Source organism: Leuconostoc fallax KCTC 3537 (assembly GCF_000165675.1).
GTDB lineage: Bacteria > Bacillota > Bacilli > Lactobacillales > Lactobacillaceae > Leuconostoc_B > Leuconostoc_B fallax.
This window is the reverse complement of sequence record NZ_AEIZ01000029.1, coordinates 1-10,812: the sequence shown is the minus strand read 5'-3', so window position 1 is coordinate 10,812 and position 10,812 is coordinate 1. Positions and strand designations below refer to the sequence as shown.

At 40.8% G+C, this 10,812-nt stretch carries 9 protein-coding genes and 2 pseudogenes; 4 read left to right on the top strand and 7 right to left on the bottom strand.

Annotated features, from left to right (window positions below; translation table 11 throughout):
• From LEUFL_RS12730 to LEUFL_RS0108755, 5 genes are all read right to left on the bottom strand, one after another.
• On the bottom strand, nt 1–114 hold a 114-nt coding region (locus LEUFL_RS12730), incomplete at its 3' end, for a type II toxin-antitoxin system PemK/MazF family toxin (RefSeq protein WP_141557430.1).
• A gap of 89 nt (nt 115–203) precedes the next feature.
• Entirely contained in the window at nt 204–1,535 is a 1,332-nt protein-coding gene (locus tag LEUFL_RS0108770; RefSeq protein WP_010008891.1) for a dihydrolipoyl dehydrogenase family protein, read from the bottom strand.
• A 77-nt stretch (nt 1,536–1,612) separates the two neighbouring features.
• Complete coding sequence (locus LEUFL_RS0108765; RefSeq protein WP_010008889.1) at nt 1,613–2,584, bottom strand: ABC transporter ATP-binding protein; 972 nt, start codon at nt 2,582–2,584, stop codon at nt 1,613–1,615.
• Nucleotides 2,585–4,111, bottom strand: a complete 1,527-nt coding sequence (locus tag LEUFL_RS0108760) for an ABC transporter permease/substrate-binding protein (RefSeq protein WP_004906279.1) — start codon at nt 4,109–4,111, stop codon at nt 2,585–2,587.
• 303 nt (nt 4,112–4,414) lie between these two features.
• Nucleotides 4,415–4,699 carry a hypothetical protein gene (locus LEUFL_RS0108755; RefSeq protein WP_004910766.1) on the bottom strand — a complete coding sequence of 95 codons (285 nt, stop codon included), beginning with the start codon at nt 4,697–4,699 and terminating at the stop codon, nt 4,415–4,417.
• Nucleotides 4,700–5,827: 1,128 nt separating this feature from the next.
• Between LEUFL_RS0108755 and mobV the strand changes: the two genes are divergently transcribed.
• The 4 genes and pseudogenes from mobV to LEUFL_RS12810 form a co-directional block, all read left to right on the top strand.
• The gene (mobV, locus tag LEUFL_RS0108740) at nt 5,828–7,063 is read left to right on the top strand and encodes a MobV family relaxase (protein ID WP_010008884.1); all 1,236 of its coding nucleotides are present in this window, start codon (nt 5,828–5,830) and stop codon (nt 7,061–7,063) included.
• Nucleotides 7,064–7,565: 502 nt separating this feature from the next.
• A pseudogene (locus tag LEUFL_RS12275) lies at nt 7,566–8,715 on the top strand (RepB family plasmid replication initiator protein).
• On the top strand, nt 8,708–9,235 hold the full coding sequence (locus LEUFL_RS0108720; RefSeq protein WP_010008882.1) for a helix-turn-helix domain-containing protein: 528 nt from the start codon (nt 8,708–8,710) through the stop codon (nt 9,233–9,235). The pseudogene LEUFL_RS12275 and the gene LEUFL_RS0108720 overlap by 8 nt, the downstream one beginning before the upstream one ends.
• 213 nt (nt 9,236–9,448) lie before the next feature.
• Nucleotides 9,449–9,538, top strand: a pseudogene (locus tag LEUFL_RS12810) (IS30 family transposase); the annotation flags it as partial.
• A gap of 41 nt (nt 9,539–9,579) precedes the next feature.
• Here the strand turns inward: LEUFL_RS12810 and LEUFL_RS0108715 are convergent.
• A complete protein-coding gene (locus LEUFL_RS0108715) occupies nt 9,580–10,047 on the bottom strand; it encodes a Dps family protein (protein WP_003587210.1) in 468 nt (155 codons plus the stop codon).
• A 546-nt stretch (nt 10,048–10,593) separates the two neighbouring features.
• Nucleotides 10,594–10,812: type II toxin-antitoxin system PemK/MazF family toxin (locus tag LEUFL_RS0108705; protein ID WP_010008872.1), on the bottom strand; the 219-nt coding region annotated here is incomplete at its 5' end.

Sequence of the window (10,812 nt, the reverse complement as noted above, 5' to 3'; positions counted from 1 at the left end):
TAGCGCCGTATTAAAATAGCGATTATAGTGATCGTTGCTCACAACTAAACACGGTCGCTTTTTCTTAGTTTCAGTCCCCTTGGCTGGATCTAAATTAATCCGGCGAATTGTCAAACTAAGTGCAACGGTTTGTCAAAAAATACTTCATATGGGGTTTCATAGTTTAACACTTTGCGAGGACGTTGATTTAATTCAACCACACATTAATACAAATATTGTAAGTCACTAGCCGGCGTTGGGTAAGCCAATACCAACCGTTGTAAATCTGGTAAAGTCACGTGTTTTTCAATTAACAACGTGAAGTAGTTAATCATCTCGTCGGCAACATCACTTAGAAGGGTAGCACCCACAACCTGCCCACTCGCTTTAGCAACCACTACTTTAGCTTGGGCTTGTTGTGCGCCAAAGCGGTAATAAGTGAACCACTTCGTCATATCAAGTGTATTGACACGATACTCATCTGGATGCTCAGTCGCCGCGGCCGCGCTGATCCCGACTTGCGCTAACTTGGGCGCTGCAAAAACCTGCGTTGGCACAACGGGATACTTTATGGCTGCGCCGGGATGCGTCAACTCACCGACCAGATAACGCGCTTCAAAACCTGCAACTGGCGTTAACTTCGGTACCGGTGTATCGCTGACATCCCCAATGGCATAAATGTGCGGGTTGGCCGTCTGCAAATGATCGTTGACTTGAATCCCATGCCGATCAAAGGTAACGCCCACGTTGGCTAGACCTAACTGGTCCGCGTTCGGAATCCGTCCCGCTGAGCTGATGACCAGATCCGTTGTCAGCTCGAAATTATCAGCTGTCAATTGTAGACCGGTCGCCGTTTTAGTAATTGCTTGGACATCCATATTCAAGTCAAACGTGATTCCATCAGCCGTCATTGCGGCCATCAAATCCTTAACCAAATCTGCATCAAAAGCTTTTAACGGGCGGTCATTATGATGAATCACGTGCACATCAGCGCCAGCGGCATTCGCAATCGTCGCCAATTCAAAGCCTACGTAGCCACCACCTACGAATGTCACGCGTTTAGGCATCTGGTCCAAATCTAAGAAGTCAGTGCTCGTCTTAAAGTATTCGTGCCCGGTAATCGGTAGAATCGCCGGACGCTGACCAGTGGCAATCACGTAATCAGTCGCACTGACTACTCGATCCCCGACCGCTAACTGATTGTCGGATTGAAAGTGCGCTTGACCATGTAACGTCGCAATATCTTGCCCCTTTAGTCCATTCAACGTCCCATCGTTGATGCCATCCGTATAGCCTCGTTTATGCGCCATCAGTGCTGGCCAATCAATTTTGGGCGCACCAATCAGGCCCTGCCCTTGTAAATGTTGCGCTGCTTGTCGCGCTTCGACGGCGCTTAATAGGATTTTCTTAGGGTCACAACCGCGGTTAGGACAAGTGCCGCCCCACAGATCCGCTTCAACGATCAACACTATCTTGCCCTGAGCCTTTAATCCGCTAGCCATGGCATTGCCGGCTGGTCCGCCACCAATCACAACAACATCGTACTGTTCCGCCATTCGAAATTCCTCCTTAAATTCATTAGCGACCATCAATTATCACAACCTAGTGTAACTGATTCATCCTTAATTGACGATTAAGATACTTCTTCATGTTGACTCAAGTAAGCCACGATTCGTTGGCTATCCAAATAGCCAACAACCCGATTTTCTTCTGTGACCGCCACATAATCGTGATCTGTCAATGCCGTAAAGGCGGTGCGTAACGTGGCTTGAACGTCTAACGATTGAATCCGACCACTCGCAACACTGGGTTTTTCTGTGAGATAACCCTGAATAAGCCCTACACGCCCAACGTAGACATCATAGACATTTTTAGCTCGGCTCGCGCCAAAGAAGTTCCGCACAAAGTCGTTCACTGGATGCTGAGCCAGAGCAGCCGGCGTATCGACTTGTATTAACTGACCGTGTTGCATGACACCGATCCGGTCACCCAACTTCAACGCCTCATTCATATCATGCGTCACGAAGACGATTGTGTTGTGATAGCGGGCGTGTAGCCGTAAGACCAAGTCTTGCAATTGTTGCCGCGAGATGGGGTCTAACGCACTAAATGGTTCATCCATCAAAACAATATCTGGTTGCGCCGCAATCGCCCGTAAGATACCGATGCGTTGCTGCTCACCACCGGATAATTCTGACGGCATCCGGTCACGGTATTCCTTTGGATCGAGGCCAACTTCCGCCAATAGCTCATCAATCGTTTGATTAATTTCCTTCTTAGCTGTCCCTTTCATTTCTGGAATCACGGCGATATTTTGCGCCACCGTCATCGTTGGGAACAAGGCAATTTGCTGTAAGACATACCCCATTTGCCACCGTAGACTTCGGACTGGTATCGTGGTTGTATCAGTACCATTAACTAGGATTTTACCAGCCGTCAATGGCTCTAAGCAGTTGATCATTTTAAGTGACGTCGTTTTGCCACTCCCAGAAGTCCCTACCAAAACAAATAGCTCACCCTGGTCAATCGTTAAATTAAGGTCGGGAATCACGGTCTGCCCATTAAAGTCTTTCTGGACGTGTTGAAATTCAATTGCCGTTGTCATTTAACGTCCCTCCTTCAATAAACCGTGCTTCACAAGATAGCGATGTGCAACCGTCGAAGCGGACTGCTTCTTAACATTGACTTCATAGTTCATTTCTTGCATATCAGTTTCTGAAATCTTTCCTGCTAACTTATTCAACGCTTTAACGACCTTAGGATGTTTGTTGGCAAAGCTCGTCTTCATCAACGGTGCCCCTTGATACGTTGGGAAGAAGTGCTTGTTATCCTTCAATAAGGCCAAGTGATACTGCCGTAATTCACTATCCGTCGCATAGGCATCTACCAAGTTGATTTTCCCCTTACTGATAGCTTCATAGCGTAGCGCCGGCTCCATCGACTTTGCAGTCACGTCTAACCCATAAGTCTTCTTGATTCCTTTTAAGCCATCATTACGATCAATAAACTCTAGGGTCATTCCGGGTTTCAGAATCGATTCAACTTGCGTTAAGTCGCTGATTGTCTTCAAATGATGTTCTTGTTGAAATTTCTTAGTCACTGCCAATGCGTACGTATTGTTATACTGCATCGGCTTCAAGTAAGTCATTTGTTCCTGTTTAGCGAGGCGCTGTTTGGCGAGCTGATAGGTCTGGTTAGCTGTTTGACCAGCTGGGTTATTTCCCTTACCTAAGGTCTCCAGCACCGAGCCAGTAAATTCAGGATAAATATCAACCTGATTATTCTTTAACGCGCTGAATAAGAACGTGGTCTTGCCAAAGTTAGGCTTGAGCGTCACATGAACATGCTCATCTTCAGCTTCAATCAGCTGCTTATACATATTAATCAAGATTTCTGGTTCAGAACCGAGTTTACCTGCAATCGTAATTGTTTCAACTCGATTGGCATAAACACTATAAGCCCCGCCACCACCTAGTAAAGCTAAAATACCGACAAAGACAATTAAGGCGTGGCGTGGTTTAGCCGTTTGAAACCACCGAACGAGCGCACTCAGCAGAATTGCTAACAATGCTGATGAGATAGCCCCAATCAATAATAACGAGGTATCATTACGGTCAATACCGAGCATGATAAAGGTCCCGAGACCCCCAGCACCAATCAAAGCGGCCAAAGTAGCCGTCCCAATAATTAAGACGAGCGCGGTCCGAATCCCAGCAATGATCTGTGGTAGGGCAATGGGTAGTTCAACTTTAAACAACTTACGCATTCGTGACATCCCAAAGGCATCGGCGGCCTCTTCAATTGAGGCGTCAATTTCTGAGATACCCAAATAAGTATTTTGAAAAATTGGCAGTAAAGCATAGATCACCAGCGCAATTACTGCTGGCACCGTTCCAATCCCAACTAACGGAATCAATAACCCTAACAGTGCCAAAGACGGAATCGTCTGTAAGACACTCGTGAGCTGTAATAATCCCTCGGCCCACCGTGGTCGTCGAACGACCCAAATAGCCAACGGAATCGCAATTACCATTGCGATGACTAATGATGCTAATGAAATCCCCAAGTGTTGCCATAGCGCAGTCAGCAAATCCCCGCGTCGATCTATAAACGTCTGTATTAATGTCTGCATGCTAACCTCCAGTGCTCACCTTTATTGCTTAATAACTTCTTAATTATCCATGTATTTAATCGTAGCATAATCCGCCAAAAATCATAGTAATACGCAACCTAAACCTGGACACCAATATAGTCCATATGGGTATTACTAATTTAACGAATTACCATAATGCAGCTTATGCCAAGTTAAAAGCGCCAAACCTTAATTTAATAGGGTTCGGCGCTTTTTCTGTGATCTGTTCTTGTGAATTGAGCTAAAAATAATTGGTCTAGCTCTCATAATCCCCACAACTAGCCTTTTGTTATTTGTGAAATTTTAGTCCGTGAGCGGTTTATGAGACGGCTGTTTGTGCTTTTTGCGGAGGCGTAAACGTACCACTAATTTGTGTTGGGCGACTTCTTCGTCAGACAACGTTAACTTCTCATCAATTGAGAACGAGGTCGTTTTGTAATTTTTGGCCAGGACAACCGCATAAACAGCCTGGTCAATCTGTTCACTTTGTTCTGGTGTTAAGGCAAAGGTATAAGGCTTGTCGCCATACAAAATCGTTTTATCAGGGGCTACGCGCGTAAAGCGTCCTTTAATCGCATTGTATGTCATATAATCCTCCTTAATCGTAAATAGCTTGATAGCAACCTAAAAATGATTTATCTAATAAAAAAGCCATTTAACGGCCGATTTTTATTATCAAATTTTCATTATTACATTAATTTATACACGAATATTATTTCGCTGTAACCCTACGCCCCGTAAGCATGAGGGTTGTTTGCCTGTTGGCTTTTTTGTAAATTTAACCCCCCTATTAGTGATTTGGGGGTTAAAGAAATTTTTTGAAGCGTCTTTAATTGTCAAAAATAACAGTCTAGCCATCATACTATCAGCGTCACTGTATTTTAAAGTGGGCCACCAGGCTTGCCCAGCGTACTGGCCCAAGCCTTTGAAACAGCAGAGCTGTTTCATGGCAGTTATTGTTTATAATTATACACTGTCTTGCCCTGAAAGGAAACTTGCTTCAAAAATAGACAAACAAAAAGAGCTGGTGTTCCTACGCACTAGCCCTTTTTACTAGAGAGGTTAATCTCCATGTATTTCTTCCTGTCTATATTATAGCATTGTATTAGTATCATTTCAAAACATGATATACTTAAAAAGCTGTTGTTTCCTACTATACGCGACGGCAAGGAGGTGAAACTCCATGATATATTTCTTCCAAGAACTAACACAATTGTTCAACGCAATCTGTGTTGCTGTTGTGACGTTCGCAATCAAACGTTATTTTGATGATCCTAATGATCGTTAAAATAATGTGGGCACCTTAAGGGTGCCTTTTTGTTTGCTTTTATTGTATAACACCTATTAATTGCGATAGTCCACTACAATTTTTTTGTTATTATACACTTACGTTTACCGATTATTTTAATGTGGTTAAGCTGACATCAGCTTGCCCCGCGCGGGTAGCGTTCTGCATGACATGCTCCCGCTGAAAGTGATCCTGCAATGATAAATTGCCCCGTCACGGCGTGACCCGCCGGAGGTTTTACGAGCCGGATAATAGGCGCTGTAAAATAGCAGTTTCCCCAGTAGGAAGGGGAAACGCTACTGTCATCGCTTGTCGATGACGCGCCTCGCAGAGCCTGTCCAAAATATTATTTTGGTATAACAGGCTATACCAGATTTTTAACGGTGTTATACTGGTCTTGGAAAACCTTTTTCGAGGAGGCATTTTGGATGGCGCATTTAAAGAAAAATACGTGTGGCGCAGTCCCTGGTTTAGCGGTCCATTTTGAACGTAAAACCGACCATCACACTAACAAAGAAATTGATGTGTCGAAAACCTATCTGAATCAAGAGCTCATAGCGGATGGTTCAGATATGCTGTCACGCTTCACTGCGCGTTTAAATGACGTTTATTGCATGAAAAGAGACGATGTGAAGGCGTTAGCGACGTGGATCGTTACTTTACCTGAAGAACTCACAGAAGCCCCCTATGAGCAGCAGAGCGCCTTTTTTGAAGCAACCACCAATTTTCTAAATAAACGTTATGGTCCAGAAAATGCCATGGCCGCCGTGGTGCATTATGACGAGACCACCCCTCATTTGCACTATGCCTTTGTCCCAGTGGTTTTTGATGATAAAAAATCACGTTATAAAGTATCCGCTAAAGAAGTGCTCACGCGTCATGATCTGCAAACCTTTCATGAGAATTTAGATCAGCATTTAAAAAAGGTGCTGCCCTTTTATGAACAAGGTATTTTAAATAACAAAACCTTACCGTTTGAGAATGTCGCTGAAATCAAAAAATACAATGATCAGTTTAACGACCTAAAAACCGGACTAGCTGACGTTGAAGAAAATATTAGGGCTAAAAAGGCCTTACTCAAACTCACGGATCAAGCTTTAACGGAAGTGGACTTAGCCGAAAAACAAATTGATGATTTTAAACAAGACTTATCTAAAAACTTTTTTGGTAAGACGGTGCTTAAACCAGATGACTTAGATCGCTTTAAAAATGTGTTAGCCACGATGAAGAAAGCCACCTTACAAAGCAAGCATGAGACAGAAGAACTCAAGCAAACGTTAGGCCAAGTCAAAGCGCAATTAGCAGACGTCCAAGCAGACTATCAAAACCTGAAAGAAACGCATCAAGCGCTTCAGAAGCGGCAGCGAGACCAGCAACAGCTGGATTATGCCATGCGAGACATGCTTAAAAATGATTATGGTGTCGAAAAGCTATCGCATACTGATGTGGAGGCCCGGTATGTTCTTTATAAGCTTGATCATGAAGAACTCACAAAAAATAAAAAAGTAGCCCAGTCATGGTTAAAAACACTGACGACAGCTAGAGCAGATCCGGATACCAAAATAGCGCCAACTAGATTAGATTGGGGTATTGAACAAGTTAAAGCATTAATTAATCGAATCATTGAATTAACGCGTGATCTTTTTAAAGGACCTAGTCTCTAACGTTAAACCTACTTATTTGCCCGTATAAGCGTTTTTAGCCATGTGACGTAGAAATAATCATTAAGTAACTTAAAACGTCGCTATTGGCTTAATAAGTGGCAATCTATGTTAGATAACTAGGTAGCCGGCATTTGAAATGATTCAACACAAAAAGAACACCACGTACAAAATTTATGTACAACGGTGTTCTTTTTGTTTTTATTTTATTGAATCAATAAAAAGGCGGAGCCTATTATAAGTTTATCTTTTATATTTTAATCTTTTGTTCTTTTGCGTGGTTATAAAGTGAGCATTAGCAATGCTTCAAAGCTAAATACGTGTACAAAATACTGTGCATACGTGTACAAAATACTGTGCATACGTGTACAAAATACTGTGCATACGTGTACATTTTATTTTTTCATGTACACGTAAAATGCTATAATAAAAAGCATAAAGAAATTCCCGACAAAAAGTTTTTCTTTATGCTTATCCAACAACACGCCCAAAGGAGTGTATCTATATGTCCATTATATCAGAATCAAAGACAAGGCAGGTGCAGACCTTGAATGAATTATCAAAAAGAAAAGTGGTCGAACACAATAGCTTAATCACATCCATTGCCAAAATGGATAAAACCCCATTGAAAATGTTTGAATTAGCTGTTTCTTTAATTGATACAGAAAACCCACCTCAAGATCAAACGGTTTATTTATCAAAACGAGAGCTGTTTGCTTTCTTTAAGGTGAATGATAACGATAAACATAGCCGATTTAAACAAGCGATTGAAAGAATGCAAAAACAAGCTTTTTTCAAATTAGAGAAAAACCAGTCAGGGATTTCAATTTGAAAGCATTGTTCCGATACCGTATGTAAAGTGGACGGATTATAACGACGAAGTAAAAATTGAATTTCATCGTGAAATCATGCCTTACTTAATCAATCTTAAAAACAATTTTACGCAACATGCTTTGTCAGACATCGCAGAATTAAATAGCAAGTATGCCATTATTCTATACCGTTGGTTATCGATGAATTACAACCAGTACGAGCATTACAGCTTTAAAGGTGGTCGGAGACAAGACCAAATTGATAGTTATCGTAATCCTGAAATCAGTATCCGAGATTTACGAGAAATGACAGATACGATAGATGAGTATCTGGATTTTAGAAATTTTGAAAAAAGAATTTTAAAAAATGGTATTGAAGAAATTACAAATCATACAACTTTTAATGTGACGTACGAAAAGTTAAAAAGGCCGCCGCATTGATAGCATTGTCTTTCACATTACTAAAAACAAGTTGCGGCTGATAGTAGTTATAAACAGGATGATCCCGTTTATATCGAGGGCAAGATTCGTCAAGAAGAAACAGAAGATATGTTGACTGTTAAGGCAATAAAAAGTCCCTATACAAAGTTACTCATGGAACAGTTTTTATTGTCATATATTGATTTAACGGATACTACTATTTTGTCAGGGTTACAGAAAAATATTTATCCACTCTATGACGAATTAAAAGAGTTACGTGGTTTAAAGGGCGTGAAAGAACACTTAGCCTATATCAGAGATAAACAAGATGACTATTCGAAAAAGAATATTGCTAAGTATCTTAAAAAATCGATTGAACAGTATCTACCAATCGTTAAAAGGCAGGATATAGATCATGAGTGAAAATTTAAAAACAATCCGAGAACTTGCTGATGAATTGGGCGTTTCAAAGCAGGCCATATGGCAAAAGATAAAAAGAGATACGTCAATCGATTTACGTCAATTTACATCAACAAAAGGTAATACCGTTTACGTTAATGTTGACGGCCAAAAGACTATTAAATCAATGTTTAAAAATGGTTCATCAACCAAAGAACATCAACATAAAGATGATATTGACGACAACGAAAAAGATGCTGTTTATGATCAAGATGAAGTGAAATTCCTTCGCAATTTAGTATCAGAAATTCAATCTGAAAAGAAAGAGTTACATAAATTACTAGACCAGCAACAAAGATTGGCCTTACAGGACAAACAACTGCTCGAAGAATACAAGGCAGAAATTAAGGACTTGAAAGCCTTAACGATGGCACCGCATGATGATGGTGAAAAAGAAGTGACGTCAGACAAACAACCGGAACCTGAAAATAGCACCCCGGAGTCACAACCTAAACCTAAAAAGTGGTGGCGTTTTGGTAAATAGTTACAACTAAAAAAGAAAAGAAGACTAGTTAAATAGCGGAAGATAAATTTGAACAAGCTTTAGCTGCCAAGCTAAAGGGTGAAGGCTGGGACTGTCCCACAGATTATTCTGGTGGGTAGATTGTAAAATTAATCCGAACGCTGTTCGGACAAAAAAGATCAGCTTCCTTTAAAATGGTGTTTACCACAAACCCATCTTTTAGGAGCTGATCTTTTGTCTAGTATAACCTATTCCGAACGAATTAAAATCGAAACCTTTTGTGAACTAGGGCTGTCCAATATCCAAATGGGCGTTCGGATTAATTTTACAATCTACCATAAGCCTACCGATTTTTTAATATTATTTTATTCATCAATTTCCGGCGCCGACCCAAGCTCTGCCTGAATCATCCAGATTTTCTTCTCAATTGCGGTTTTGAGACCAATGAAAATATCTTGGGTACTGAAGTCTTTTTCAACATCGGATACTTCAATGCCGTGTTGGTAAAGGTCTTCCAAGTAACGATAGCCATCAACTAAGTGTGCGAGGCGTTCTGGGGTTGTTTTGTCCCATTCACCAGGCCAGTCTTGAATCTTAGTGTTTTCGGCCATTTCTTTTAAGGTCGAGTAAGGACTGCCATCAAGCGCAATCAGCCGTTCAGAAATGACATCGAGTTGGCTGTCAATTTCTTCCATGAACTCATCCATCAAGGGGTGCAACTTCAAAAAGTTCGGTCCACGCATGTACCAATGCGTCTGATGGATAATCATTGACATCTGGCTCAAATCGGCAACGAGTTGATTTAATACTGCTTTGGTTTTCGTATATTTCATTAGATTGATCTCCTTTCGATATGGTTATTATAACATAGTGGTAGCTTAATCTGAAACGTTATACACTGGCAAATTAAGTTATTTATAGCCCGTAGAATTAAGTCGTTTTGAAAAGATGGAGACGTTATATGGTAGATTGTAAAATTAAATAAATCTACAATTGAATTTTATTTACCTTATGAAGATGTTCAAAACGCGTTAAAGGAAAGTGCGCAAAACCCCTTTATACGTACAAAGGATGAATGGGTAGTGGGTAACAATGAGTGTAAATTAAATAAGGCACAAAAAAGGATGCTTAAGGATAAAGAAATATATAATCATTTCAATTTAGAAAATATTCCCAGTTCCATCAAAACGGAGCTAAACAAGATAGTGCATGACATCGATGACTAATACTTTAACACCAAACAGAAAGGGGCTATGAATATATAGGGTCTATAACTAACAAATAGACCCTCGAAAACATTGTTAAAATAACCCCCAAAATCTATAATATAGATCTTGGGGGTTATTTTGTTGTTTTTATTAATAAATAACATCTGTTTTTTAGAAAAATTGTTGGACCTTTGTACTAATCGAACTAATTTCTTGTTGGGATAAAGCGGCCACAACTTCGCCATCTGATCGTTTTGTGGGATCGACAGCGCGGACATGTTGTAAGAGCGCTGTTCCGTGAATTTTCCCTTTATCTATCCTGATAAATAACGGAGATTTAACATACTTTTCTAGGGTGCGATATTTGTCAGAAGTGCTGATTGGTACAAC

Excerpts from the sequence above, each read along its gene's own strand:
- LEUFL_RS0108720 (WP_010008882.1), top strand. The coding sequence starts at position 8,708 with ATGAGTGAAAATTTAAAAACAATCCGAGAACTTGCTGATGAATTGGGC.
- LEUFL_RS0108755 (WP_004910766.1), bottom strand. The coding sequence starts at position 4,699 with ATGACATACAATGCGATTAAAGGACGCTTTACGCGCGTAGCCCCTGAT.
- LEUFL_RS0108715 (WP_003587210.1), bottom strand. The coding sequence starts at position 10,047 with ATGAAATATACGAAAACCAAAGCAGTATTAAATCAACTCGTTGCCGAT.
- LEUFL_RS0108760 (WP_004906279.1), bottom strand. The coding sequence starts at position 4,111 with ATGCAGACATTAATACAGACGTTTATAGATCGACGCGGGGATTTGCTG.
- mobV (WP_010008884.1), top strand. The coding sequence starts at position 5,828 with ATGGCGCATTTAAAGAAAAATACGTGTGGCGCAGTCCCTGGTTTAGCG.
- LEUFL_RS0108765 (WP_010008889.1), bottom strand. The coding sequence starts at position 2,584 with ATGACAACGGCAATTGAATTTCAACACGTCCAGAAAGACTTTAATGGG.
- LEUFL_RS0108770 (WP_010008891.1), bottom strand. The coding sequence starts at position 1,535 with ATGGCGGAACAGTACGATGTTGTTGTGATTGGTGGCGGACCAGCCGGC.